Annotated in this window: 25 protein-coding genes; 8 read left to right on the top strand and 17 right to left on the bottom strand. The window is 70.5% G+C overall.

What is annotated here, in order from left to right; translation table 11 throughout:
* Positions 1 to 2: 2 nt before the first annotated feature.
* Both cysD and cysN read left to right on the top strand, forming a co-directional pair.
* Positions 3 to 932 (top strand): sulfate adenylyltransferase subunit CysD, encoded by a 930-nt coding sequence (gene cysD, locus ncot_RS02455; protein WP_168616178.1) that lies wholly within the window; start codon positions 3 to 5, stop codon positions 930 to 932.
* The gene (cysN, locus tag ncot_RS02450; protein ID WP_240938031.1) at positions 932 to 2,239 is read left to right on the top strand and encodes a sulfate adenylyltransferase subunit CysN; all 1,308 of its coding nucleotides are present in this window, start codon (positions 932 to 934) and stop codon (positions 2,237 to 2,239) included. The genes cysD and cysN overlap by 1 nt, the downstream gene beginning before the upstream one ends.
* A gap of 547 nt (positions 2,240 to 2,786) precedes the next feature.
* Here the strand turns inward: cysN and ncot_RS02445 are convergent.
* From ncot_RS02445 to ncot_RS02420, 6 genes are all read right to left on the bottom strand, one after another.
* Positions 2,787 to 3,530: a dihydrofolate reductase family protein gene (locus tag ncot_RS02445; RefSeq protein WP_168616177.1), complete on the bottom strand. Its 744-nt coding sequence runs from the start codon at positions 3,528 to 3,530 to the stop codon at positions 2,787 to 2,789.
* Positions 3,518 to 4,108 carry a hypothetical protein gene (locus ncot_RS02440; RefSeq protein WP_206065090.1) on the bottom strand — a complete coding sequence of 197 codons (591 nt, stop codon included), beginning with the start codon at positions 4,106 to 4,108 and terminating at the stop codon, positions 3,518 to 3,520. Before ncot_RS02440 ends, ncot_RS02445 begins: the two co-directional genes overlap by 13 nt.
* Positions 4,109 to 4,344: 236 nt before the next feature.
* Entirely contained in the window at positions 4,345 to 5,208 is an 864-nt protein-coding gene (gene folP, locus ncot_RS02435) for a dihydropteroate synthase (protein WP_168616176.1), read from the bottom strand.
* On the bottom strand, positions 5,205 to 6,140 hold the full coding sequence (locus ncot_RS02430) for a glucosyl-3-phosphoglycerate synthase (RefSeq protein WP_240938030.1): 936 nt from the start codon (positions 6,138 to 6,140) through the stop codon (positions 5,205 to 5,207). Before ncot_RS02430 ends, folP begins: the two co-directional genes overlap by 4 nt.
* Positions 6,141 to 6,208: 68 nt before the next feature.
* Positions 6,209 to 7,021: an HAD family hydrolase gene (locus ncot_RS02425; protein WP_168616175.1), complete on the bottom strand. Its 813-nt coding sequence runs from the start codon at positions 7,019 to 7,021 to the stop codon at positions 6,209 to 6,211.
* A 38-nt stretch (positions 7,022 to 7,059) separates the two neighbouring features.
* Positions 7,060 to 7,338, bottom strand: coding sequence for a hypothetical protein (locus ncot_RS02420; RefSeq protein ID WP_168616174.1), 279 nt, complete (start codon positions 7,336 to 7,338; stop codon positions 7,060 to 7,062).
* Here ncot_RS02420 and ncot_RS02415 point away from each other — a divergent pair.
* Genes ncot_RS02415 through ncot_RS02405 form a run of 3 tightly spaced genes read left to right on the top strand, consistent with a single transcriptional unit; the run spans position 7,333 to position 9,627 of the window.
* Positions 7,333 to 7,500, top strand: coding sequence for a hypothetical protein (locus ncot_RS02415; RefSeq protein WP_168615745.1), 168 nt, complete (start codon positions 7,333 to 7,335; stop codon positions 7,498 to 7,500). The genes ncot_RS02420 and ncot_RS02415 overlap by 6 nt on opposite strands.
* A gap of 1 nt (position 7,501) precedes the next feature.
* Positions 7,502 to 8,305 (top strand): aspartate/glutamate racemase family protein, encoded by an 804-nt coding sequence (locus tag ncot_RS02410; RefSeq protein WP_168616173.1) that lies wholly within the window; start codon positions 7,502 to 7,504, stop codon positions 8,303 to 8,305.
* Positions 8,302 to 9,627, top strand: a complete 1,326-nt coding sequence (locus ncot_RS02405; protein WP_240938029.1) for an FAD-binding protein — start codon at positions 8,302 to 8,304, stop codon at positions 9,625 to 9,627. Before ncot_RS02410 ends, ncot_RS02405 begins: the two co-directional genes overlap by 4 nt.
* A gap of 101 nt (positions 9,628 to 9,728) precedes the next feature.
* On the opposite strand, the gene ncot_RS02400 is transcribed toward ncot_RS02405, so the two are convergent.
* Complete coding sequence (locus ncot_RS02400; protein ID WP_168616172.1) at positions 9,729 to 10,490, bottom strand: IclR family transcriptional regulator; 762 nt, start codon at positions 10,488 to 10,490, stop codon at positions 9,729 to 9,731.
* Positions 10,491 to 10,606: 116 nt separating this feature from the next.
* On the opposite strand from ncot_RS02400, the gene ncot_RS02395 reads away from it, so the two are divergent.
* From ncot_RS02395 to dmpG, 3 genes are read left to right on the top strand one after another with little or no spacing between them, the layout of a single operon-like run.
* On the top strand, positions 10,607 to 11,503 hold the full coding sequence (locus tag ncot_RS02395) for a fumarylacetoacetate hydrolase family protein (protein ID WP_168616171.1): 897 nt from the start codon (positions 10,607 to 10,609) through the stop codon (positions 11,501 to 11,503).
* Positions 11,500 to 12,465: an acetaldehyde dehydrogenase (acetylating) gene (locus ncot_RS02390; protein WP_168616170.1), complete on the top strand. Its 966-nt coding sequence runs from the start codon at positions 11,500 to 11,502 to the stop codon at positions 12,463 to 12,465. Before ncot_RS02395 ends, ncot_RS02390 begins: the two co-directional genes overlap by 4 nt.
* Positions 12,462 to 13,481: a 4-hydroxy-2-oxovalerate aldolase gene (gene dmpG / locus ncot_RS02385; protein WP_168616169.1), complete on the top strand. Its 1,020-nt coding sequence runs from the start codon at positions 12,462 to 12,464 to the stop codon at positions 13,479 to 13,481. The genes ncot_RS02390 and dmpG overlap by 4 nt, the downstream gene beginning before the upstream one ends.
* Positions 13,482 to 13,659: 178 nt before the next feature.
* On the opposite strand, the gene ncot_RS02380 is transcribed toward dmpG, so the two are convergent.
* The 10 genes from ncot_RS02380 to ncot_RS02335 all read right to left on the bottom strand — a co-directional run bounded on the left by ncot_RS02380 (position 13,660) and on the right by ncot_RS02335 (position 24,011).
* Entirely contained in the window at positions 13,660 to 14,136 is a 477-nt protein-coding gene (locus ncot_RS02380) for an SRPBCC family protein (protein WP_168616168.1), read from the bottom strand.
* A gap of 110 nt (positions 14,137 to 14,246) precedes the next feature.
* Complete coding sequence (locus ncot_RS02375; RefSeq protein ID WP_240938028.1) at positions 14,247 to 15,587, bottom strand: MFS transporter; 1,341 nt, start codon at positions 15,585 to 15,587, stop codon at positions 14,247 to 14,249.
* A 158-nt stretch (positions 15,588 to 15,745) separates the two neighbouring features.
* On the bottom strand, positions 15,746 to 16,213 hold the full coding sequence (locus ncot_RS02370; RefSeq protein ID WP_206065088.1) for a MaoC family dehydratase: 468 nt from the start codon (positions 16,211 to 16,213) through the stop codon (positions 15,746 to 15,748).
* Positions 16,213 to 17,427, bottom strand: coding sequence for an acetyl-CoA C-acetyltransferase (locus ncot_RS02365; RefSeq protein ID WP_168616167.1), 1,215 nt, complete (start codon positions 17,425 to 17,427; stop codon positions 16,213 to 16,215). The genes ncot_RS02370 and ncot_RS02365 overlap by 1 nt, the downstream gene beginning before the upstream one ends.
* Before the next feature lie 152 nt (positions 17,428 to 17,579).
* Positions 17,580 to 18,506, bottom strand: coding sequence for a MaoC family dehydratase N-terminal domain-containing protein (locus ncot_RS02360; protein WP_168616166.1), 927 nt, complete (start codon positions 18,504 to 18,506; stop codon positions 17,580 to 17,582).
* Positions 18,506 to 19,246, bottom strand: a complete 741-nt coding sequence (gene fabG, locus ncot_RS02355; protein ID WP_168616165.1) for a 3-oxoacyl-ACP reductase FabG — start codon at positions 19,244 to 19,246, stop codon at positions 18,506 to 18,508. Before fabG ends, ncot_RS02360 begins: the two co-directional genes overlap by 1 nt.
* Complete coding sequence (locus ncot_RS02350) at positions 19,246 to 20,448, bottom strand: acyl-CoA dehydrogenase family protein (protein WP_168616164.1); 1,203 nt, start codon at positions 20,446 to 20,448, stop codon at positions 19,246 to 19,248. The genes fabG and ncot_RS02350 overlap by 1 nt, the downstream gene beginning before the upstream one ends.
* Positions 20,445 to 21,281, bottom strand: coding sequence for a CoA ester lyase (locus tag ncot_RS02345; protein WP_168616163.1), 837 nt, complete (start codon positions 21,279 to 21,281; stop codon positions 20,445 to 20,447). Before ncot_RS02345 ends, ncot_RS02350 begins: the two co-directional genes overlap by 4 nt.
* The gene (locus ncot_RS02340; protein WP_168616162.1) at positions 21,281 to 22,615 is read right to left on the bottom strand and encodes a CoA transferase; all 1,335 of its coding nucleotides are present in this window, start codon (positions 22,613 to 22,615) and stop codon (positions 21,281 to 21,283) included. The genes ncot_RS02345 and ncot_RS02340 overlap by 1 nt, the downstream gene beginning before the upstream one ends.
* Positions 22,602 to 24,011, bottom strand: a complete 1,410-nt coding sequence (locus ncot_RS02335; RefSeq protein WP_168616161.1) for an MFS transporter — start codon at positions 24,009 to 24,011, stop codon at positions 22,602 to 22,604. The genes ncot_RS02340 and ncot_RS02335 overlap by 14 nt, the downstream gene beginning before the upstream one ends.
* Positions 24,012 to 24,021: the final 10 nt, after the last annotated feature.

Raw genomic sequence — 24,021 nt, 5'->3', positions numbered from 1 at the left:
AAATGGTAGAGCCGGTCAAGGCCGCGACTCACGCCGACTATCAACTGAGTCAGCTCGACCAGTTGGAGGCGGAGTCGATCCACATCTTCCGAGAGGTTGCCTCGGAGTTCGAGAAGCCGGTGCTGATGTTCTCCGGCGGCAAGGACTCGATCGTCATGCTCCGTCTGGCGGAGAAGGCGTTCTATCCCGCGAAGATCCCGTTCCCGATCATGCAGATCGACAACGGACAGGACTTCGACGAGGTCGGTGAGACCCGCGCCCGTTGGGTCGAGCGCCTCGGCGTCAAGCTGATCGTGGCGAGCATCGATGACGCCATCGCGCGCGGCATCGTGGTCGACGACGGCAAGACCACCCGCAACCGGTTGCAGACACCGACCTTGATCAACGCGATCGAGGAGAACGGCTTCACCGCCGCCTTCGGTGGTGGTCGTCGCGACGAGGAGAAGGCCCGCGCCAAGGAGCGCGTCTACTCCCACCGTGACGAGTTCGGCCAGTGGGACCCCAAGATGCAGCGCCCCGAGCTGTGGAGCCTCTACAACGGTCGCATCCACCCGGGCGAGCACATGCGGATCTTCCCGATCTCCAACTGGACCGAGCTGGACATCTGGGACTACATCGGTCGCGAGGGCATCGAGATCCCCGAGATCTACTTCTCCCACAAGCGCCGGGTCTTCGAGCGCGACGGCATGCTGCTGTCGGAGACCCCGCTGAACCCCACCCGTGAGGGCGAGGTCGTCGAGGAACGCGTCGTCCGCTTCCGCACCTGTGGTGACATCACGCTCACCGGTTGCGTCGAGTCGACCGCCTCGACCATCGAGGAGATCATCGAGGAGGTCGCCATCGCCAAGGTCACCGAGCGTGGTGCCACCCGTGGCGACGACCGCTTCTCCGAAGCAGCCATGGAAGACCGCAAGAAGGAAGGCTACTTCTGATGGCCAACGAGGCGACCCAGTCCCCCGAGACCAACCAGCCCGCGATCAACCCCGACATGGACCTCCTGCGCTTCGCGACGGCCGGTTCCGTCGACGACGGCAAGTCGACGCTGATCGGTCGCCTGCTGCTGGACTCGAAGTCGATCTTCGAGGACCAGCTCGAGGCCGTCGAGTCGACGTCGCAGTCCAAGGGCTACGACTACACCGACCTGGCGCTACTGACCGACGGTCTGCGTTCGGAGCGGGAGCAGGGCATCACCATCGATGTCGCCTACCGCTACTTCGCGACGCCGAACCGCAAGTTCATCATCGCCGACACCCCGGGCCACGTTCAGTACACCCGCAACATGGTCACCGGTGCCTCCACCGCTGACCTGGGCCTGGTGCTGGTCGACGCCCGTCAGGGCCTGACCGAGCAGTCGCGCCGCCACGCGGTGATCCTGTCGCTGCTGCGGGTGCCGCACCTCGTGCTCGCGGTGAACAAGATGGACCTCGTCGACTTCGACGAGGAGGTCTACAGCAAGATCCACCAGGAGTTCACCTCCTTCGCGACCAAGCTGGCGATCCCCGACCTCGAGATCATCCCGATCTCGGCGTTGCAGGGCGACAACGTGGTCACCCGCTCCGAGAACATGGACTGGTACAAGGGCCCCACGCTCATGCACCACCTCGAGCACGTCCACGTCGCCTCCGACCGCGACCTGGTCGACGTCCGCTTCCCCGTGCAGTACGTCGTCCGACCCAAGTCCGACGACTTCCACGACTACCGCGGGTACGCCGGCATGGTCGCCGGTGGCGTGCTGAAGAAGGGCGACGAGGTCGTCGCGCTTCCCTCGGGCATGACGTCGAAGATCGCCGGCATCGACCTCTTCGACAACGAGATCGACCAGGCGTTCCCGCCGATGTCGGTCACCGTGCGGCTCGAGGACGACGTCGACGTCTCGCGTGGCGACATGATCGCCCGGGTGAACAACGCGCCGAAGCCGAGCCAGGACATCGACGCGATGGTCTGCTGGATGACCAACGAGCCGCTGCGCCCGCGCCAGAAGCTCGCCATCAAGCACACCACCCGCACCGGTCGTGCCCTGGTCAAGGACATCCAGTACCGCCTGGACATCAACACCCTGCACCGCGACCAGGAGACGAAGGAGCTCGGGGTCAACGAGATCGGCCGCGTCCAGCTGCGCACCACGGTGCCACTGCTGTGCGACCCCTACTCGAAGAACCGCACCACGGGCTCGTTCATCCTGATCGACGAGGCCACCGGCGTCACCGTCGGCGCCGGAATGATCAACTCCGGCAGCTAGTTCGTCGTCGAGCAGGTCGCTGCGCGACCTGCGTCGAGACCGTCGAGACCCCCGCCGCCCGCTCAGGGCCGCGGGGGTCTCGCGCATCTCCGGCGGCTCCCACTTCATCGTGTGGGTCTTGACTCATCAGGCAGGTCAGGACCCACACAATGACTCTCCGGTGGTCGAGCACGGACGCTGCACGCACTGCCCCCACCCCAGGCGCACGCTGTCGCGATTGTCGGCGGCCACATCGAGGTCGCGCTCGAGGTCGATGTCACGCTGGATCGCCGTGTCGTGGAAGAGCCTTCCGTCGAGCTCAACGACCAGTCGCTGAGGCGAGCGCCTGCCGGCGGCTGATCACGCCGTCCTGTTGCCGAAGCAACTGGTGGACGGCAGGCGTGCAGCCAGATGCGCACACGTCCGCTCGACGCACGCGGGCTGGCAGGCGGGTTCAATCATTGTGTGGGTCTTGACTCACCAGACAGGTCAGGACCCACACAATGACTCTCCGGTGGTCGAGCAGACCAAGGAACCAGGCCGCTCGTCGAGACCACAGCCCGGTGGCTCAGACGAACCAGCGAGCGAGCAGGGTGCCGTTCTCCTCGAGCAGGGTCTCCAACGAGAGACGGACGTCGAGGGGCAGTCCCGCGGTCATCCGCGTGTGCGTGCCACCGACCATCAGCGGCACCTGGGTGTCGCACAGCTCGTCGACCACACCGGCTGCGAGCATGCCGTCGAACAGGTGCGGCCCGCCCTCGGAGAGCTGGTCGTCGAACCCGCGGCCGGACAGCTCGGACTTCAGCGCCTCGAGGTCGACCTGGTCCGCGCCCAGCTCCATCACGTTCTCCTCGCCCAGCAACGAGCGCGCCTCGGCCAGTCCCCGCGCCGAGGAGACGGTTGCCATCAGCACCCGCCCGGGAGCCGCACCTCGAAGAGTCTCCGGCACCGACCCGCTGAGGCTGACCACGCAGATCGGCGTACGCCCCGGCTTGTAACCCTCGGCACGTGCGGTCCCGGCTCCGACGACCACCACGTCGCACAGCCTGCGCAGCAGGTGGAAGACCCGCTTGTCCGCCGGGTTGTTGATCGATCCGCTGCGGCCGTCCGCGCCGGTGGCGGCGCCGTCCACGGTGCTGACGAAGTTCACCCGCAACCACGGCCTCCTCGGGGCGGCGTACAGCTCGGTGAGCTGGTCGTCGGTGAGGTCGGAGGCGGTCGTGACTGCGGCCCGTCCGTCCGACGAGACGTCCGTCGCCGGTCGAACGGGTCGTCCCGTGTCCGTCTCGCGACCGGGGATCAGGGCACGCATGTCCACCTCGCAATCCAGTACTGCACACCGAGCGGGTCGCCGGAGTAGTCCACGACGCCGGAGTGCGCCGAGGCCCCGGGCAGGGAGCCGAGGACGCGGAAGGCCGGGACGCCGGCAGCCAGCAGCTCCTCGCCCAGCACCGTTGAGAGGTCCGCCAACGCGGCCGCAGAGCAGGACCCGAGTGCCTTCTCGATCGACGAGTCGAAGTCGAAGGCCCGCTCGTCGAGGTGGCCGGGGGCCTTCTCCCCCCGGCGGGCGGACCCGTCGCCGACCACGAGGACTGCGTCACCCGCGAGCAGCTCGAGCGACTCAGGCACGGGCGGCGAACCGGCGGACGGCGACCCGGCGTCCGGCGAACCGGCGGACGGCGACCCGGCGGACGGCGACCCGGCGGACGGCGACCCGAGCTCCGGTACGACGACGACACCGGCGAAGCCTGCGGCCGACAGCAACGCCCGGGCCACCCGCTCCCCCAGCGGCGACGTGACTCCGCGGGCGACGTTGGCCGGGTCGGCAGGCGCGGTGAGCACGACGACGCGCGAAGGAGAGGTGGCGACCAGCCAGTGCACGGCATCCATCGCGAGGGCGCGGACCTCGCCCAGTGGGTCCGCCGTCCCAGCAGATCGGGGCGAGGAAGCCGGGACCGCGTCGCCGGACGACGCTGGCGACCCGGTCTCTGCGGGAGCTGGCGGGGGCCCGGGCGGGGCAGCGCCGGGCGCAGGGCCGGGATCTGGGCCGGGATCTGGGTCGGGACGAACCCCCAGCCGCGAGATCATCAACGGTGTGGACGGGACGACGACCGCGTTCCAGGACGTCATGCCAATCCCCGCGTCACCCGGGCGGGCAGGCGAGACCCCATGATCGTGGCGACCATGTCGACCACCTGCCGGGTCTCGACGACCTCGTGCACGCGATAGATGCGGGCGCCGGCCTGGGCACAGAAGGCGGTCGCGGCGAGCGTGCCGATCAGGCGTTCACCCACGGGCAGGTCGAGGGACTCACCGACGAAGTCCTTGTTCGACAGCGAGACCAGCACGGGCCATCCGGTGTCGACCATCTCCGACAGCCGCCGGGTCACCTCGAGGGAGTGGAAGGTGTTCTTGCCGAAGTCGTGGGCCGGGTCGATCACGATCGACTCGCGGGCAACTCCGGCGGCCAGCGCCCGTTCGGCGTACGCCGTGGTGTCGGCGACCGCGGACGCGACCACGTCGGCGTACTCGATGCGGTGCGGGCGGGTGCGTGGGGTGACGCCGCCGGTGTGGGTGCAGATGATTGCGGCGTCGAACTCGGCGGCCACGTCGACCAGCCCGGGATCGGCGCCACCCCAGGCGTCGTTGAGCAGGTCGGCGCCCTCGCTGCAGACCGCGCGGCCCACCTCGGCACGCCAGGTGTCGACCGAGATCACCAGCGAGGGGTGGGCCGAGCGCACGCGTCCGACGAAGGACCCGACCCGGCTGATCTCCTCGGCAGCGTCGATCTCGACTCCCGGAGCGGCCTTGATGCCGCCGATGTCGACGATCTCAGCGCCTTCGTCGACGACCTGCGCCACGCGGTCGAAGGCGCGGTCCTCGGCCCAGGTGGCGCCCTTGTCGTAGAAGGAGTCGGGCGTGCGGTTGACGATCGCCATCATCAGCGAGGTGTCGTCGGAGAACGACTGGCGTCCCAGCTTGAGGGTCATGCTGACTCCCCGGTCGGGTCGAGTGAGGCAAGGGGTGGGCGCTCGACGGTGTCGACCGAGCGCGTCCTCGGAGCAACGCCGTCGGTGCCGGGCACGAACTGTTGCAGGTCGACCGAGCCTTCGGCTGGCAGGCCCACACGAGCCTGCACGGCGGCGAGGATCTGGGTGGCCATCGCGCCGAGGTCCAGCAGTGCCTGGTGGCTGTGCGCGCGGCGACCGAGGTCGACCTGGGCGATCGCGTCGGGACCCGGACCGCGCAGGGTGTCGATGAGGGCGGCCAGCTCGACGGCGTAGCCGGTCGGCACGGAGAGCTGCGCGAACCAGTCGCGGCGTACCGCCCACTCGCCGGCGAGCGGCTGGACCAGCCCGCGCAGCTCGGGGAACAGCAGCGCGATCAGGGGGCGGGCGACGAGCTCGGTGACCCTGCCGCCGTCGTAGGACGACGCGGACGGACCCTCGAGCATGGGGCGCTCGTAGAAGCCCTTGACCAGCGTGACGTCGGGCTCGGTGAGCAGTGGGCCGAGCAGCCCCGGCACGAAGTGCGTGTCCCACTCGAGCAGGTCGGCGTCCATGAAGACGATGACGTCTCCGGAGGTGACGAACTGCGACTTCCACATCGCCTCGCCCTTGCCGGAGCGCCAGCCGAGGTCGGGCCGGATGTCGGCGGCGCGGTGCACGACGGCTCCCGCGTCGCTGGCGATCGAGGCAGTGTCGTCGGTGGAGTCGGAGTCGATCACCACGATCTCGTCGAGCAGCTCGACGGTGTCCACCAGCGCTGCGCGGATCCGGGTGACCTGCTCGCCGACGGTGGCTGCCTCGTTGCGGGCCGGCATCACCAGGCTGACCTTGGTCGCAGCCTTGGCCGCCATCAGGTCGGCCAGCGACCAGTCGCACCAGCGATACGTCCGCCGGGTGGCCCAGTCATCGATCACGCTGTCACCCTACTGACTCGGTCGTCGGCCCTGGCCGACGGTGGCCGAACCGGGGGCGGGGGGTCGGATCAGAACCAGCGGGCCAGCTCCACCGCCACACCGTCCTCCCCCACGCCGAGCGTCGAGGCGTCCGCGGCGTCGTGCACGTCCTGGACCGCCTGACCCATCGCCACACCGCGACCGGCCCACCGCAGCATCTCGATGTCGTTGCGCCCGTCGCCGATGGCGAGCACGTCGACCGCCGCGACGCCCAGGCTCGACGCGACGTGTGCCAACGCGGAGGCCTTCGAGATCCCGGCGGGAGAGATGTCGAGCCAGCTGGTCAGGTTCGCCACGTAGTCGGTGCCGGTCAGCCCCAGATCGGCGGCGAGGACGTGCAGGTCCTGCGACGAGGAGTCGTCCTCCGGCTGCCGGACCATCACCCGGCAGGCCGGCCGAGCACCGAGAGCTGAGGGCGCCGTCACCACCGACCCTCCGGACAGCTCCCCGCGCGGGAACTCCCGGCTGACCCGGTAGTCCAGCCCCGGCTCCTCGACCGCGACCATCGCGTCAGGGAACCGCGCCAGCACCGCCTCGACCGCCGGCCGCGCGTCGAAGGTCGTTGCCTGCACCACCGCCAGCGGCCCGGTGCGCGCGACCACCGCGCCGTTGGAGCCGACCACCCACCCGGGCTCCGGCAGGTCCACGAGGCGAGCCACGTCCACCAACCCGAGCGGCGAGCGCCCCGACGCGAGCACGACGGGTACGCCGGTGCGCACGACGCGGGCAACCGCCTCGCGAACCGCGGGAGCGACGAACTCGGATGACTTGTCGGTCCCCGGCTCCCACTCCAGCAGGCACCCGTCCACGTCCAACGCCACCAGTTTCGGCTGCCAGGTCATGTGCGCAGACTAGTGGCGGCCTGCCACGAGGCTGGTCCTCACCGGCGGACTCCGATGTCCATCCCGTCCTCTCCCACGACGAGTCGGCCGCTGAACCCGCGCGACGCCCTGCGCCACCGCGGACGCTCCGGCTCTCCCGGGACGAAGTGGTTGAGCACCAAGGTCGCCGCCCCGGCCCGCTCCGCGACGTCGCCGACCTGCTCGATCGTGGTGTGCGCGCCGATCATGTGGTTGAAGTAGGCCTCCTTCACCTCCGGAGGAGCCGGAAGCGCGTTGATGCTCTCGGCCACCCAGTCCTCGTCGATGACCTCGTGCACCAGGACGTCGCAACCCTTCGCGAGCTCGACCAGGTTCTCGGACTGTACTACTCCAACTACACCGGATCGACGTCGGTGCTGCGTGGCGCCACGTTCGGCCGCATCGCCGGGGCAGGCGCAGCTGCGGCGGCCGGGTCGCAGCTCGCCGGGGCGGGGGCCTGACATGCGGATCTGGCACCAGAGCTTCACCGTCCTCGACGACGTGCCGCACTACCGCGACGCGCTGGCGCGTCACCTGGCCGCCCAGGCGGCGCCGGGCACCAAGGTCGACCTGCACGGGATGCAGCCCGGTACCTATCCCTCCGACTATCCGGGGACGCACATCGGTCACGCCTACCTCGCCGGGCTGCACAAGGAGCAGTTCGTCCAGGCCGCCCTGCGTGCGCAGGACGAGGGGTACGACGCGTTCCTGATCGCGACGATCCCCGACACTGCGTTCGAGGAGGTGCGCACCCTGGTCGACATCCCGGTGGTGACCTTCGGGCAGACGTCGGTGCTGATGGCCGCGCAGCTCGGCGACTGCGTCGGCATCGTCAACTTCATCGCCGCCCTCGAGCCCCAGCTCCGACGCAACCTGCGCAACTACCGGCTGGACGCGCTGGTCGGGCCCATCACGCAGGTCGACGCTGCGTTCACCGACGTGATGGCGGCGTACGACGATCCGGAGCCCCTGCTGGACGCCTTCCGGACGGCGGCCCGCCGGGCCATCGCCGATGGCGCCACGGTGGTCGTGCCCGGTGAGGGCCCGCTCAACGTGTTCCTCGCCGACCAGGGAGTGTCCCGGGTCGACGATGTCCCGGTGCTGGACTCCTTGGGCACGTGCGTGCGGGTCGCCGAGCTGCGGGCGGCGCAGTTCGCGGCCACTGGCCTGCATCCCTCACGGGTCGGCTTCTTCGGCTCCCGACCCGAACGCCCTTTGGTCGATGCGGCTCGCTCGTTCTACGGCATTCCGCAGGGGTTGGGGTGACTGCCTTCGACCTCGAGGTGGATGTCGCGGTGGCCGGCGGTGGAGCCTGCGGGATGATGACCGCGCTGCGGCTCGCACAGGACCCCGACCTCGTCGTCGCGGTCTTCGAGAAGTCCACCCGTGAGGGCTGCAACGCCGCCATCTCGAGCGGTTCGTTGGCCGCCGGGGGAACCCGCTTCCAAGTGGCTGCCGGGATCGATGACTTGCCCCAGCAGCACGCCGATGACATCCTGGCCGCCAGTGGTGACGAGGAGTGGCGTCCCGTGGTCGAGGCCCTGTGCCGGGTCGCTCCCACGATGGTCGAGTGGATCGCCGACTCCGGCTACCCGATCGAGATCGGCAGCGACATGCCGCGCGCCGGGATGTCGGTGCCACGCCTGCACACCGACACCGGACGACGTGGCGGCGGGCGGTTGGTCAAGCACCTGCGCGGCCTGCTCGCCGGCCTGCCCAACGTCGCGTTCGTCGACGAGGCACCCGTGCAGGGGTTGCTGCTCGACGGCAACCGAGTGGTCGGGGTCGAGGTTCGTCAGAACGGCAGCACCCAACGGGTCGGCGCCGACCGCGTGGTCCTGGCCACCGACGGGTTCGCCCAGGACCCGATCCTGATGAAGGAACACCTGGGCCACCTGGGTGAACCGCACAACGGCGGCGTCGCCACCGCGACCGGTGACGCCCTCGCCTGGGTGCTCCCGATCGGCGCGCAACTGCGCAACATGGGCGCCGCCCTGCGCTCGGGACTGGTCGTCGTCGGTCACGGCACCCGGGTCTCTCCCGCGCTCCCGTTCAACGGCGCAGTGCTGGTCAACGACGACGGTGACCGATTCGTCGACGAGGAGGCGCACGGCTACTCGTCCATGGCCGGGATCCTGCAGCAGCTGCCGGGTGAGCGGGCCACGATGGTGTGGGACGCCACCGCCATGGCCGCCACCCGCGAGTCGGAGATGATGCGTGACTGCCTCGACTCCGGTGCCATCAGCGACGCAGCGTCGCTGACCGACCTGGCCCGTGGGCTGCGGGTGACGGTGCCCGTCGCCCGAGCGGCGCTCGAACCGGTCCCGGGTCGCCGCCGACTCGAGGCTCCCTTCCACCTGGCCCGCGTCACCCACGGCGTGCTGGCCACCCAGGGCGGTGTCGTCATCGACCTCCGGGGCCGGGTCCTGGATGCACGCGACCGACCCATCCCGGGGCTGTACGCAGGAGGCGGCACCGCGTGCGGCCTGGCCGGGCCGTCGTCCGACGGCTACAGCTCGGGCAACGGGCTCCTGTCAGCCTTCGGGATGGGCTGGATCATCGCCGAGGACATCAGGGCCTCTCTCTGACGCACCGATCGGTCCGACAGGCACACCGCCGCGCCGCGGTGCGTCGCAACGAGACGTCCCCTGTCGTGCCGCCAGGACATCCCGAGCCTGCCGGGTGTCCGCTACGCGAGAGCCTGCCGACGCGCGATCGTCGCGGCGATACCCGCGGCCGCGGCGCGCACCTCGTCGGCGTGCGCCTCGGGCCGGAACCTGGTCACCGGCCCGGTGATGCTGACCGCCGCGAGCGGCTGGTCGTGGCTGTCCAGCACCGGCGCAGCCACACACGCCAACCCGACGGCGGACTCCTCGTGCTCGAAGGCGACACCACGCTCCACGACGGCGGTCAGCTGGCGCCGCAACAGGCCGGGCGCCACCACGGTGCGCGGCGTACGCCGTGGCAACGGGCCGGAGAGCACCTCCTGGCGGAAGTCGTCGCCTGCCCAGGCCAGCAGGGCCTTGCCGATGGCCGTGCAGTGCAACGGCATCCGACCCCCCGGGCGCGAGGGCGCACTGGCCTGCCGGTGCCCACCGATCTTCACGACGTAGACGACCTCGTGTCCCTCATGGATGCCGAGGTGCACGGTCTCGTGCGTGCGCTCGTAGAGGTCCTGGAGGAACGGCATCGCGACCTCGATCAGGCTCCGCTCGACCGACGCCCGCATGCCGAGCTCGAAGAGTCCTCCACTGAGCCGGTAGCCACGCTCGACGCGGTCGAGCAGTCGGACGCTGACCAGCTCGCCGGCCAACCGGTGCACGGTGGCCTTGTGCAGGCCCGTCCGTCGCACCAGCTCGGCCAGCGGCAGGGCCTGGTCGTCGGCCCGGAACGCACGCAGGATCGTCACCGCCTTGCCGAGCACGGTGTCGAGATCGACCTGGTCCACCATCGCCGTGAAAAACCTCCCAGCAAAGCGTACCGCTCAGCGAGACGTTCCAGTGGCCGATCCCGGTGGGACAGCGCAGAGTTCACCCTGACAGTTCCCTAGAGTCAGCGAGTCGCAGCATGAGCAGCCCCTACACCGTCCCCGCCGAGACCGGCGAGGTCCCGACGACCGAGGTGTCCGCGGAGACCGTCAAGGAGGCGGCCGACCGACTGATCGCAGCGCACTTCGACGGCGTGGCCTGCGCACCGGTCCGCGACCTGATCGGTCGCGACGACGTCGCCGCGGCCTACCAGGTCCAGGAGCAGCTCAACGCGGCGAAGACCGAGCGCGGGGCAAGGATCGTGGGCCGCAAGATCGGCGCCACCTCCGAGGCCGTGCAGACCCAGCTCGGGGTCGACCAGCCCGACTTCGGCGTGCTCTTCGACGACATGGCCTTCTCCGACGTGGACGGTGCGGACGGCGCCGAGATCCCGGCCGGCCGGTTGATCCAGGCCAAGGTCGAGGCCGAGGTGGCCTTCGTGCTGGAGCAGGACCTGGCCGAGGGCCCGCTCGACGAGGCACAGATCAGGGGCGCGATCGGCCAGGTCGTCGCCGCCCTCGAGATCGTCGACAGCCGGGTCACCGACTGGGACATCTCCTTCGCCGACACCGTCGCCGACAACGCCTCCTCCGGCCTCTACGTGCTGGGGGGCGAGGCGAAGTCCCTCGACGAGGTGAACCCGCTCGACGTCACGATGAGCATGACCATCAACGGCGACGAGGTCTCCACCGGCGACGGCGCCGCCTGCCTGGGCGACCCGCTCAACGCGGTGGCCTGGCTGGCCCACCAGGCCCGCACCTTCGGTGAGCCACTGCGCAAGGGACAGGTGATCCTCTCCGGAGCCCTCGGCCCGATGCGCCCGGTCTCCCCCGGTGACGTCGTCACCGCCACCATCACCGGCCTGGGCACGGTCACTGCCCGCTTCGCCCAGCCGAGCACAGACGCCACGTCCACCGATCAGGAGAACAACTCATGAGCAAGACCAAGGTCGCCATCATCGGCTCCGGCAACATCGGCACCGACCTGATGATCAAGGTGATGCGCCAGTCGCAGCACCTCGAGATGGGCGCGATGGTCGGCATCGACCCCGCCTCCGACGGGCTGGCCCGCGCCGAGCGCTTCAACGTCCCGACCACCTCCGACGGTGTCGAGGGCCTGGTCGCGATGGACGGCTTCGACGACATCGAGATCGTCTTCGACGCCACCTCCGCCAAGGCCCACGTGGACAACAACGAGCGCCTCGCACCCCTCGGCAAGCGGATGATCGACCTGACCCCCGCGGCGATCGGCCCGTTCGTCGTGCCGGCGGTCAACATCGACGAGCACATCGACGCGCAGAACATGAACATGGTGACCTGCGGCGGCCAGGCGACGATCCCGATCGTCGCCGCGGTCTCCCGTGTCGTGCCCGTGCAGTATGCCGAGATCGTGGCTTCGATCGCCTCGAAGTCGGCCGGTCCCGGCACCCGCGCCAACATCGACGAGTTCACCGAGACCACCTCCCACGCGATCACCACGGTCGGTGGCGCCCAGCGCGGCAAGGCCGTCATCATCCTGAACCCGGCCGAGCCGCCGCTGATCATGCGCGACACCGTCTTCTGCCTGGTCGACGCACCCGACGAGTCGGTGCACGAGGAGATCCGCGCCTCGGTCGAGAAGATGGTCGGCGACGTGTCGGCATACGTGCCGGGTTATCGCCTGAAGCAGCAGGTGCAGATCAATCCGATCCCCGACGACCAGCCCGTCGAGACCCTCCTCGCGGAGGGCGCGACCACGCGCCCGACCCACCAGGTGACGGTGATGCTGGAGGTCGAGGGCGCGGCCCACTACCTCCCGGCATACGCCGGCAACCTCGACATCATGACGTCCGCCGGCCTGCAGGTCGCCGAGCGGATCGCGGCCCAGAAGGCGAACACACAGCAGGAGAGCACCCGATGAGCAAGGAAATCTTCATCCAGGACGTCACCCTGCGTGACGGCATGCACGCGATCCGGCACCGGATCAGCCCCGACGACGTACGCCGCATCGTCAGCGCGCTCGACGCCGCCGGCGTGGACGCCATCGAGGTGGCCCACGGTGACGGGTTGGCCGGCGGCTCGGTGAACTACGGCCCCGGGTCCAACACCGACTGGGAATGGATCGAGGCCGCGGCCGAGTCGATCGTCAACGCTCGCCTCACCACCCTGCTGCTCCCCGGAGTCGGCACCATCGCCGAGCTCAAGCAGGCCTACGCCCTGGGCGTCCGCTCGGTGCGCGTGGCCACGCACTGCACCGAGGCCGACGTCTCGGCCCAGCACATCGCCACCGCCCGTGAGATCGGCATGGACGTCTCCGGCTTCCTGATGATGAGCCACATGGCGCCCGCCGAGGAGCTGGCCAAGCAGGCCAAGCTGATGGAGTCCTACGGCGCGCACTGCGTCTACATCACCGACTCCGGCGGACGGCTCACCATGCCCGACGTCGAGGCCCGGGCGAAGGCCTACCGCGACGTGCTCGACCCCGGGACCGAGATCGGCATCCACGCGCACGAGAACCTCTCGCTGTCGGTGGCCAACTCCGTGGTCGCCGTCGAGAACGGCATCTACCGTGTCGACGCCTCGCTCGCCGGCCACGGTGCCGGCGCCGGCAACTGCCCGATCGAGGCGTTCATCGCCGTCGCCGACATCTACGGCTACAAGCACGGCTCCGACGTCTTCGCGCTGCAGGACGCCGCCGACGACATCGTCCGCCCGCTCCAGGACCGTCCGGTGCGCGTCGACCGGGCCACGCTGACGCTCGGGTACGCCGGGGTCTACTCCAGCTTCCTGCGCCACGCCGAGACCGCTGCCGCGCAGCACGACCTCGACGTCCGCACCATCCTGATGGAGTGCGGTCGCCGCGGGTTGGTCGGTGGCCAGGAGGACATGATCATGGACATCGCGCTCAACCTGGTCGCCGAGCGCGAGGCATCCTGACACTGCGGTGACCGACCAGGCCGAGGAACGAGGCCGGACGTCGGGCCAGGCACGTCCTCAGCAGTAGTCGGCTGAGCACTGGGCGCGGTGGACCAATTGGTCCACCGCGCCCAGTCCTCGTCGGACAGGCCCATGCCGGGTCCCGGATCGGGTGCTAGCACCTAGCACCGACCAGGCCTCAGGTTGCTTCGGCGATCCGCTTGATCGCGGCCAGTGTGGCCGGGATCCCCTCGTGGGCCGCCGCGGTGCGGTTCTCGACCTGGGGCGGGGCCTCCTCGCCGTACCGCTCGACGAAGAACTCCTGGCCGGTGGTCGTGAACTCCCACGACTCCGTCAGCAGCGACGTCCCGGGCTGGTCGCCGGCCTCGATCAGATAGCCCCAGCGCACGTAGTCCCTCCCCACCGCCCAGCGGAACTCCCGACCGGGATCGGCGACGATGACCTGCGACCGGGTCTCCCACGTCCGTCCGGGCACGACGTTCCTCCCGGTGAACCAGGCTCCGACCCGGGGCCCGTCGCCCTCGTCCCACCAGCACTCCCGGCAGACCGGCGACCATTCGCCGGTGCGGGTCACGTCGGAGACCAACGCGTAGAGCTCGTCTGGCGTGGCGCGGACGAGCAGGGATCCTGCATGGCTGCGCGGTGAGGTGTCCATGGCAACCGATGATCGCAGACGCCGCCCTCACCACAGGGGCTGCAGACGAACGCGGAGCGCCCGCCACCGAGGCTTCGGTGACGGGCGCGCTGCGTGAGCGGGAGGAGGGATCAGCCGACCGGGGTCACCTCACGCTGACCGTGGTCGGGCGTCGTAGGGGCGTCGGCGTCCTTGCCGAACGTCCGCTTGAGCAGGGCACGCGAGGCCATCAGCGAGATGAACGTGGTGACCACACCGAAGATGACCGGGAGCACGACCGTGCCGGAGGAGTCGAGCAGCCACTGGAGGATCAGCGGGGTCATGCCGCACAGTGCGCCCGAGAGACCGTAGGCGACCGAGATGCCGGTGTAGCGCACCCGGGTCGGGAAGGCCTGGGCCAGCATGCCGGCCATCACCGAGTAGAACATCACGTCGGGGACGGTGGCGACGACGGCGCCGAGCATGGCCAGCCAGTAGTTGCCGGTCGCGATCAGCATGAACATGCCGGCCAGTGCCGGGATCTCGATGGCGAGCAGCAGGGTGACCAGCTTGCGGACCTCGAACTTGGTGGTCAGCAGGGCTCCGAACGGCTGCACGAAGAACTGCAGGACGCTGGCGACCAGGATGATCGAGAGGAACGAGTCACGCGTGAAGCCGAGGTCCTTGGTGGCCCAGGAGAGGGCGAAGGTGTCCCGGGCGTAGACGACCACGAACACACAGAGGATGGAGAAGACACCGAGGGTGACCTCGCGGCTGTTGCTGCGGAAGAGCTCCAGGACGGGAACCTTCGCGGTGGCTTGGCTCTTCTTCAGCTTCTCCATCTCGGGCGACTCCTCGAGTCGCAACCGGATCACCAGGCCCACGATGACGAGCACGGCGGAGAACAGGAACGGGATGCGCCAGGCCCACTCGAGCAGGGCTTCCTCGGGCAGGAGGCTGGTGACGGCGAGGAAGGCGAGCGTGGCCAGGATGCGGCCGGCGGGTGAGCCCTGCTGGGCGAAGGCACCGAAGAGGTAGCCGCGGTCCTTCGTGGTGTGCTCGGTGGCGATCAGCACCGCACCGCCCCACTCGCCACCGACGGCGAGGCCCTGCAGGAGGCGCAGGAAGATCAGCCCGATCGGGGCCAGGGCGCCGATGCTGGCGTAGGTCGGGAGGAGCCCGACACCGAAGGTGGTGACACCCATCAGCATCAGGGTGATGATCAGGGCCTGCTTGCGACCGATCCGGTCGCCGAGGTGACCGAAGACGACGCCACCGACCGGGCGGGTCAGGAAGCCGACCGCGAAGGTGGCGAAGGAGAGCAACGTGGCAACGGCCGGGTCGGCGTTGCTGAAGAACAGCGGACCGAAGACCAGGGCCGAGGCCGTGCCGTAGATGTAGAAGTCGTACCACTCGATGGTGGTGCCGACGAAGGCGGCGATGCCGGCCTTCCTCGCCATCCTCTCATCGGGGTTGAACCGGGTGTTCGACATGGTGGGGGGCTCCTTGGTGGATTCTGTCGTTCTGGTGGGGCTGGCCGGCCTTGTGACCGCACTCACGCTAAGTCCGGTTTGTGATGCACGTCCAACACCAAATCCGGACACCATTTGTGCACGTTGCGATATAAATGCAGGCGGACGTCACCTACTGGTCAGTTCGACTTCGTCACCACGAGGGTCAGCGTCTCCGCGACGCAGACGGGCTTGGTGGCGCGGTCGCACTCGACCACCCACCGCACCGTCACCTGGTCGCCGGCAGGGACCTCGCGGATGCCCACGATCGTTGGCGTGGCACGGATCCTGGAGCCCACCGGGACGGGCGCAGGGAACCGGACCTTGTTGACGCCGTAGTTGAGCCTCGACTCCCCCGCCTCGAGGCGATAGAGGGTCGCCGCGAAGGCCGGCAGCCTGGCCAGCGTGAGGTAGCCGTGCGCGATCGTGCCGCCGTACGCCGACGACGCGGCGCGTTCGGGATCGACATGGATCCACTGGTGGTCTCCGGTCAGGTCGGCGAACCGGTCGACGGACTCCTGGTCGACCTCGACCCACTCGGTGGTGCCCAGCGGCTCGTCGAGGACCTGCTGGACCTCGTCCATCGAGGCCAGCACGCGGGGCGCCATCAGGCGATCCGCTCGAAGATCGCGGCGAGACCCTGGCCGCCGCCGATGCACATCGTCTCGAGGCCGTAGCGGGCCTCACGACGGTGCAGCTCACGCGTCAGGGTGCCCAGCATGCGAACGCCGGTCGCGCCGACCGGGTGGCCGAGGGAGATGCCGGAGCCGTGCACGTTGGTGCGCTCGTGGTCCTCGTCGGTGAACTTCCACTCCCGCATCACGGCGAGGGCCTGGGCGGCGAAGGCCTCGTTCAGCTCGATGACGTCCATGTCGGCGATCGTCAGATCGGCACGCGAGAGCGCGGCCGCCGTTGCCGGGACCGGACCGATCCCCATCACGTCGGGCCGCACGCCGGCCGCGGACCAGCTGACCAGGCGCACCAGCGGCGTCAGGCCGAGCTCCTCGGCGCGGTCGGCCGTGGTGACCAGCGTCATCGCGGCGGCGTCGTTCTGACCGCTGGCGTTGCCGGCGGTGACGGTCGACCCGGGGTCCTGGGACAGGATCGGCCTGAGCTTGGCCAGCGACTCGGCCGTGGTGCCGGCGCGCGGGTGCTCGTCGGTGTCGACGACCACGTCGCCCTTGCGCGAGGGGATGGTGACCGGGACGATCTCCTCGGCCAGGATGCCGGACTCCTGGGCGGCCACGGCGCGCTGCTGCGACCGGGCGGCGAGCTCGTCCTGCTCCTCACGGCTGATCTTGTACTCGCGACGCAGGTTCTCCGCGGTCTCCAGCATGCCGCCGGGGACCGGGTGGAAGCGCCCGCCGGGGGTCTGCCGGCCACGGTTCAGGCCGTCGTGGATCTGGACGCCGGAGCGGGCTCCGCCCCAACGCATGTCGAGCGAGTAGAAGGCCACCTGGCTCATCGACTCGGCACCACCGGCGACGACGACGTCGCTGGCACCGCTGCCGACCTGCATGACGGCGTTGATGACTGCCTGGAGGCCGGAGCCGCAGCGTCGGTCGACCTGCTGGCCCCCGACGGTGACGGGGAGACCGGCGTCGAGGCCGACGACGCGGCCGATCGCGGGCGCCTCGGCGTTGGGGTAGCAGTGGCCGAGGATCACGTCGTCGATCCGCTCGGGGTCGATGCCGGTGCGGGCGAGCAGGCCCTGCAACGCGGTGACGCCCAGGTCGACGGGTGTGACGTCCTTGAACACTCCGCCGTAGCGGCCGATCGGGGTGCGGACGGTTTCGCAGATGACGACATCGCGGGAGCTCATGGCAGTGCCTTTCGGGTGGAAGGTGAGAACGATGGAGACGGGCGGGTGGAACAGGGCTCGATGGGCGGGGTGGATCGGGGGGAAGACGGGCGGGGTGGATCCGGGGGAAGACGGGCGGGGTACGGCCGGATGGGACAGGTGCAGGCCGGAGGTCAGGCCGAGAGCGTGACCAGGACCTGGCCGTCGGCGTCGCGCATGACGACCTCGGCGGAGGCCGCGGCCGCGTCCGGTGTGGAGTCCGCGCAGGTCAGCGCGATCTCCGCCGGCTGCCCGCAGAACAGCGGTGCCCGGTTGCGGTGCTGCAGCCGGGACGGGGTGGACTCCGGCGAGCCGAGCCGCAGTGCCTCTGCCAGCAACAGGGTGGAGAGGGGCCCGTGCACGACCAGTCCGGGGTAGCCCTCGCGACGGGTCGCGTACGGCCAGTCGTAGTGGATCCGGTGCGGGTTCGCGGTGACCGCGCTGAACCGCATCAACAGGGTCGGGTCGGTGACCACGTCCCACCGAGCACCCGCGTCCGCGCCGGAGGGCCGGGCACCCGCGTCGACGCCGGAGCGCGGGCGCAGGGGCGGCCCGGCCGGCGAGAGCTCCGAGGCCGGCTCGACCGCAGCGCCACTGTCGACCACCGACGGCCCGTCCCGGAAGACCAGGTCCTGGCGTTCCTCGATGCGTACGTCGCCCTCGGGGCCGCGCAGCGTGTGACGCACCCGGACCACCGCGAAGTCGCCGCTGCGACCACGCTTCTGGTCGACGGACTCGACGATCGCCTCGCGTCGGACCCACTCCCCCACACGCAGCGGGGCGTGCAGGTCGAGCGAGCCGCCGGCGAACATCCGCCGGGGCTGCGGCAGCGGCGGCAACAGCCCGCCACGGTGCGGGTGACCGTCGAGCCCGATCTGCGAGGACGACGGCCACGTCGGCAGCGCGACCCAGTGCCACAACGGCGGCAGGTCGTCGCCCTCACCGGGCACCGGCGCCCCCGACTCGAGCAGGGCGGCCAGGGCAGCGACCCGACCCGGGTCGACGTGCTCCTCGGTGGTCACCGGGTGCGGCGACCAGCCCGCGAGCGGATCGGCTGACATCACATGAACCGTCCGCCGGTCACCTCGGCGACCGTGCCGGTCATGTAGGAGGAGAGGCCGGAGGCATAGAAGACGGCGACCGAGGCGACCTCGGAGGGCTCGCCGGCGCGGGCCATCGGGATCTCGGCCATCTTGCCGTCCCAGGCCTTCTGCGGCATCGCCTCGGTCATCGCGGAGCGGATCAGCCCGGGCTGGATCGCGTTGATGCGGACGCCGTGGTGCGCCATCTCCTTGGCCGCCGCCTTGGTCATCCCGACGATGCCGGCCTTGGCGGCCGAGTAGTTCGTCTGGCCGATCATGCCGACCTTGCCGGAGAGCGAGGAGATGTTGACGATCGAGCCGGCCTTCACCTCACGCATCCGCGCGGCGGCCAGGCGGGTGCCGTTCCAGCAGCCCTTCAGGTGCACGGAGATGACCTGGTCGAACTGCTCCTCGGTCATCGTGCGCATGGTGGCGTCGCGAGTGATCCCAGCGTTGTTGACCACGATGTCGAGGGAGCCGAAGGCCGACTCCGCGAGGTCGAGGGCAGCCTCGACGTCGGCGGCCTTCACCACGTCACAGGCGATGCCGACGGCCACGTCGGAGCCACCGAGGCCCTTCGCGGCCAGCTCGGCGGCCGAGCCGTCGAGGTCGGCCAGCACGACGCGGGCGCCCTGGGCGATGAACGCCTCGGCGATGGAGAGGCCGATGCCTTGGGCCCCACCGGTGATGACGGCGGTCTTGTTCTCGAGGAGGTTCATCAGTTCTTGCCCTTCAGGTTGTCGGAGGCCAGGCGGTTCGAAGCGGAGTGGGGAGCCTTGTCGCGGGCCACCACTTGGGCCGCGATGACGTTGCGTTGGATCTCGTTGGTGCCCTCGCCGACGATCATCAGCGGGGCGTCGCGGAAGTAGCGCTCGACGTCGTACTCCCGCGAGTAGCCGTAGCCGCCGTGCACGCGGATCGCGTCGAGGGCGACCTCCATGGCGGCCTCAGAGGCGAACAGCTTCGCCATCCCGGCCTCCATGTCGGCGCGCTTGCCCTCGTCGAGACGCTCGGCGGCGTCGACGGTCATCAGCCGGGCGGCGCGGACCTTGGTGGCCATGTCGGCGATCAGGTTGCCGACCGACTGGTGCTTCCAGATCGGCTTGCCGAAGGACTCGCGCTCCTGGGCGTAGGTGACCGCGTCGCCGAGGGCGGCCTGGGCGACGCCGACGGCGCGCGCGGCGACCTGGATCCGGCCGACCTCGAGACCACGCATCATGTGGCCCCAACCGATGTTCGGCTCACCGCCGAGCACGGCACTGGCCGGCACACGCATGGAGTCGAAGACCAGCTCGCAGGCCTCGACGCCGCGGTAACCGAGCTTGGGGATCTTCGCCGAGACGGTGAGACCGTCGCCGGGCTCGACCAGGATCACGCTCATCCCGCGGTGGGCCGGCTCGGCGTCGCGGTCGGTCACGCACAGCAGCCCGATCAGGCCGGCGTGCTGGGCGTTGGAGATCCAGGTCTTCGAGCCGCGGATGACGTAGTCGTCGCCGTCGCGGACGGCGTACGTGCGCATCGCCTGCAGGTCGCTGCCACCGGACGGCTCGGTCAGCGCCATCGTCGCGCGGATGCTGCCGTCGGCCATCGCGGGGAGGTACTTCGCCTTCTGCTCCTCGGTCCCGAACGTGCGGACCAGGTAGGAGATCACCGAGTGCCCGCCGATCGCGCCGGCCAGGCTCATCCAGCCGCGGGCCAGCTCCTCTGTCACCCGCGCGAAGCAGGCGGTGCTGACATCGACGCCGCCGTGCTCGGCGGGCACCAGGAGCCCGAAGAAGCCGAGCTTCTTCATCTCCTCGATGAACTCCTCGGGATAGGTGTCGCTGGCTTCGTAGTCACGCACGTTGGGCCGCACGCGGTCGTCGACGAAGTCCGCGACCAGCGCGACCATGTCCTTCTCGTCAGGGGTGAGCGTGCTCATGAGTTGCCTCCGTTGGTGGTGGTGAGGATGTGGCGGGCCCGGTCGACCACGGGGCGGTCGACCATCCGGCCGTCGACGAGGATCACGCCGTCTCCGGCGGCCTCGGCCGCCGCGACGATGCGCTCGGCCCACGCGACCTCGTCGGCGTCGGGGGCGAGCGTGGTGGCGGTCGGGACGACCTGGGCGGGGTGGATGCAGAGCTTGCCGGCGAAGCCGAGCGCGGCTGCACGACGTACGTCGGCAACGAGGCGCTCGCTGTCGCGCACGTCGCCGGTGACCCCGTCGACCGGCCCGACCAGCCCGGCGGCCGCGGAGGCCAGCACCAGTGCGCCGCGGGCGGCGGCCATCGCGACGGGTTCGTCGGGGTCGACGCCGAGCTCGCTGGCCAGGTCGTAGGTGCCGATCGCCAGGCGGCAGACACCCGGCACGGCGGCGATCTGCTCGGCGCGGAGGATGCCGCGGGCGGTCTCGAGGAGCGCGACCACGGCTGCCCCGTCCCCGAGGGCGGCGACGGTGCCGGCCACGAGCGTCGGGTCCTGTGCCTTCGGCAGCATCACCGCGCACTCGCGACCGGACCCGACCACGACACCCAGCGCGGCCAGGTCGGCGGCGTGCCACGGGCTGTCCACGGCATTGATGCGTACGGCGGACGGCGTGGTCGTGGCGCGCAGCCAGTCGACGACGGCGTCGCGGGCCTTGTCCTTGGCGTCGGGTGCGACGGCGTCCTCGAGGTCGAGGACGACCAGGTCGGCCCCGGCTGCGGCGGCCTTGTCGAAGCGCTCCGGCCGATCGCCCGGGACGAACAGGAGGGTGCGTGCGGTGGCGGCAGTCATCAGGCGACCTCGGCCTTCGTGGTGGGAGAAGCGGTGGTGGTGCTCGCGGCGGGTGCGGCGGCGGGCGCGTTGGCGGGCGCGTCGGCGGCGGGTGCGGTGCGGACGACGCCGCTGGCCAACAGGTCGGAGACCTCTTCGGCGTCCAGGCCGAGCACGTCGACCAGCACGTCCCGGGTGTGCTGCCCGACGGCGGGCGCGGGGCGGGGACGCCCGCTGGACCGATCGACGTACACCGGCGAGCCGGGAGCCAACAACCTGCCGACACCGGGCTGGTCGACGCTGTCGAACAGCGGGTGCTCGCGCAGGATGTGGGCGTCGTCGGCGACCAGGTCGGCGAACGTGCGGTAGGGCGACCAGAGGATGCGGGTCTCGGCGAGTGCTGTCTCGACCTCGGCCGCGGTGTGGCGTTCAAACCACTCGGAGACCAGGCCGGCGAGAACGGCACGGTGCCGATAGCGGTCGCCCTCGTCACTGAAGTCGGCGCCGAGCGCCTCGCCGAGGGTGTCGATGACGTCGCCGAGTCCGGTCATCGAGCGCAGGTCGGACCACTGGCGCGGGGTGAGCGCGACCAGCATGAAGCGGGAACCGTCGGCGGTGGTGAAGTCGCGCCCGAACGATCCGTAGACATAGTTGCCGTCGGGGGTGCGCTCGGAGCCTGGGTTGATCATCGCGTCGGCGAGATAGCCGAGGTGCCCGGCGGCGGCCAGGGCGACGTCCTCGAGGGCGACCCGCACCTCGCTGCCCTCGCCTGCCTCGACGCGGCGCCGTTCGGCGGCGAGCAGGCCGACGGCCAGATAGAGGCCGGCGGCCAGGTCCCATGCCGGCACCAGGTGGTTGACCGGTCCGTCGTGCTCGGTGGGCCCGGTGATCAGCGGGAAGCCGGAGCCGGCCTGCACGGTGTAGTCGACCGCGGTGCCGCCGTCGTGCTTGCCGGTGAGCAGCACGGTGATCACGTCGGAGCGGCGCTCACTCAGCGCGGTGTGGGTGAGCTCGGGCCAGCGCTCGGTGTTGGTGACCAGGATGCCGCAGTCGGCGACCAGGTCGGCGACGAGCCCACGTCCCTCGGCGCTGGTGAAGTCGACCTCGATCGCCTGCTTGCCGGGGTTGAGCCCGTTCCAGTAGAGGCTGGTGCCGTCGCCGGTGAGCGGCCACCGGGTGCGGTCGGGGCCACCACCCATGGGCTCCACGCGGATCACCTCGGCGCCGAGCTGGGCCAGGGTCAGCCCACAGAGCGGGGTGGCGACGAAGCTGGAGACCTCGACGATCCGCAGACCGGCGAGCGGCCCGGCACGGAGTCCGGCCCGAGGCCCGGGCAGGGGTTCAGTGGGTGTCATCGACGAGGGTCCTTTCGGGTGCGGGCGAGGTGCGCCCGGTGTGGTCGGGGCGGTCGGAGCGCGCCGCGCCGGCGAGCAGCCAGGTGGCGGCGATCAGCACGACGGGGGCGGAGTAGACGAGCAGGAGACGGTCGGGCGACCAGGTGGCGGCGACCCAGGAGTAGCCGACGGCCAGGCCTGCGAAGCGGATCATGTTGGAGACGCCGAGCGCGGTGCCGTGGGAGGCGGCCGACGACGTCATCAGCACGTGGGCCGAGGTGGCCTGGCCGGCGCCGATCGCGCAGCCGGTGACCGCGAGGAGGACCGCGGTCAGCAGCAGCGAGTCCTGGTCGAGGGCGAAGGCCACGCCGAGGCCGACCAGCGCGGCGGACATCACCACCAGGCCGACGCGCAGGGTGCGCACGGCGGTGAAGCGCTCGGACAGCCGGGAGGTGATCGGGGCGAAGAGGGTCAGCGGCACGGCCAGGGTCAGCATCATCAGGCCGATGTGGCCGGGGCCGAGCCCGACGTCGCGGCCCAGGTGCAGCGGCGTCGCGGTGATCGCGACTCCCAGGGCGCACATCACCGTGCCGGCCGCCGCGGTGCTGGCCAGGTAGCGGGGATCGGCCAGGTGGCCGGGGTCGACGAACGCGCGCTCGCTGCGGCGGGCGATCATCCCGTGCAGCAGCAGGGCCACGGCACCCACCACGACGAAGGCGACGCCCACTCCCCAGGAACGGTGCTGCCCGGCCCAGGCGAAGGCGCCGACCAGGGAGCCCACGCCCACGACCAGCGTCATCAGCCCCGAGACGTGCAGCCGGGTGGGGCTGGGCGCGACCGGGGGGACCAGGGCGACGACGAGGGCCAGCAGGAGGAGGCTGAGCGAGGCGTGGGTGACGAAGACCCAGCGCCAGCCGAGGCCGTCGGCGATCAAGCCGCCGATCGGCGGCCCGATGGCCTGCCCGACGCCGATCGCCGAGGCCCAGGCAGCCATCACCCGAGCCCGGTTCTCGGGCCAGTGCCGACCGAGGACCTGCTGCACGGCGGTGGGGATCGCCGAGCAGCCGAGGCCCTGGAGCGCCCGCATCAGCACGAGCTGGGTGAGGTCCTGGCTCAACGACGCACCCACCCCGGCCAGCATCATCACTGCGAGCGAGGAGCCGAGCACCAGCCGGGAGCCGAAGCGCTGGCACAGCCACCCGGAGGCGGGCGCGAAGAGCACCATCGACAGCGTGAACGCACTGACCGCGAGCACGATCCCGCTGGCGCTGGCGCCCACCGACTCGGCGATCACGTTGATCGGAGCGCTGATGATCGTGCTGGAGAGGGTGCCCAGCGTCGAGCACGCCAGCAGCGCCGCGTAGGCAGCGCGGCGTGGCCCTTCCTGGTGGGGCACTGCTCGGGGGTCGCTGGTCATCTCAGGTCGT

The organism is Nocardioides sp. JQ2195, from assembly GCF_012272695.1.
GTDB lineage: Bacteria > Actinomycetota > Actinomycetes > Propionibacteriales > Nocardioidaceae > Nocardioides.
The sequence above is the reverse complement of the archived record's forward strand: the minus strand, read 5'-3'. Positions and strand labels throughout refer to the sequence as shown.

Bases quoted from the DNA above. Each gene is read 5' to 3' on its own strand.
- cysD (WP_168616178.1), top strand. From the start codon at position 3: ATGGTAGAGCCGGTCAAGGCCGCGACTCACGCCGACTATCAACTGAGT.
- cysN (WP_240938031.1), top strand. From the start codon at position 932: ATGGCCAACGAGGCGACCCAGTCCCCCGAGACCAACCAGCCCGCGATC.
- ncot_RS02445 (WP_168616177.1), bottom strand. From the start codon at position 3,530: ATGCGTGCCCTGATCCCCGGTCGCGAGACGGACACGGGACGACCCGTT.
- ncot_RS02440 (WP_206065090.1), bottom strand. From the start codon at position 4,108: ATGGATGCCGTGCACTGGCTGGTCGCCACCTCTCCTTCGCGCGTCGTC.
- folP (WP_168616176.1), bottom strand. From the start codon at position 5,208: ATGACCCTCAAGCTGGGACGCCAGTCGTTCTCCGACGACACCTCGCTG.
- ncot_RS02425 (WP_168616175.1), bottom strand. From the start codon at position 7,021: ATGACCTGGCAGCCGAAACTGGTGGCGTTGGACGTGGACGGGTGCCTG.
- ncot_RS02410 (WP_168616173.1), top strand. From the start codon at position 7,502: ATGCGGATCTGGCACCAGAGCTTCACCGTCCTCGACGACGTGCCGCAC.
- ncot_RS02400 (WP_168616172.1), bottom strand. From the start codon at position 10,490: ATGGTGGACCAGGTCGATCTCGACACCGTGCTCGGCAAGGCGGTGACG.
- ncot_RS02395 (WP_168616171.1), top strand. From the start codon at position 10,607: ATGAGCAGCCCCTACACCGTCCCCGCCGAGACCGGCGAGGTCCCGACG.
- ncot_RS02390 (WP_168616170.1), top strand. From the start codon at position 11,500: ATGAGCAAGACCAAGGTCGCCATCATCGGCTCCGGCAACATCGGCACC.
- dmpG (WP_168616169.1), top strand. From the start codon at position 12,462: ATGAGCAAGGAAATCTTCATCCAGGACGTCACCCTGCGTGACGGCATG.
- ncot_RS02380 (WP_168616168.1), bottom strand. From the start codon at position 14,136: ATGGACACCTCACCGCGCAGCCATGCAGGATCCCTGCTCGTCCGCGCC.
- ncot_RS02375 (WP_240938028.1), bottom strand. From the start codon at position 15,587: ATGTCGAACACCCGGTTCAACCCCGATGAGAGGATGGCGAGGAAGGCC.
- ncot_RS02370 (WP_206065088.1), bottom strand. From the start codon at position 16,213: ATGGCGCCCCGCGTGCTGGCCTCGATGGACGAGGTCCAGCAGGTCCTC.
- ncot_RS02365 (WP_168616167.1), bottom strand. From the start codon at position 17,427: ATGAGCTCCCGCGATGTCGTCATCTGCGAAACCGTCCGCACCCCGATC.
- ncot_RS02360 (WP_168616166.1), bottom strand. From the start codon at position 18,506: ATGTCAGCCGATCCGCTCGCGGGCTGGTCGCCGCACCCGGTGACCACC.
- fabG (WP_168616165.1), bottom strand. From the start codon at position 19,246: ATGAACCTCCTCGAGAACAAGACCGCCGTCATCACCGGTGGGGCCCAA.
- ncot_RS02350 (WP_168616164.1), bottom strand. From the start codon at position 20,448: ATGAGCACGCTCACCCCTGACGAGAAGGACATGGTCGCGCTGGTCGCG.
- ncot_RS02345 (WP_168616163.1), bottom strand. From the start codon at position 21,281: ATGACTGCCGCCACCGCACGCACCCTCCTGTTCGTCCCGGGCGATCGG.
- ncot_RS02340 (WP_168616162.1), bottom strand. From the start codon at position 22,615: ATGACACCCACTGAACCCCTGCCCGGGCCTCGGGCCGGACTCCGTGCC.
- ncot_RS02335 (WP_168616161.1), bottom strand. From the start codon at position 24,011: ATGACCAGCGACCCCCGAGCAGTGCCCCACCAGGAAGGGCCACGCCGC.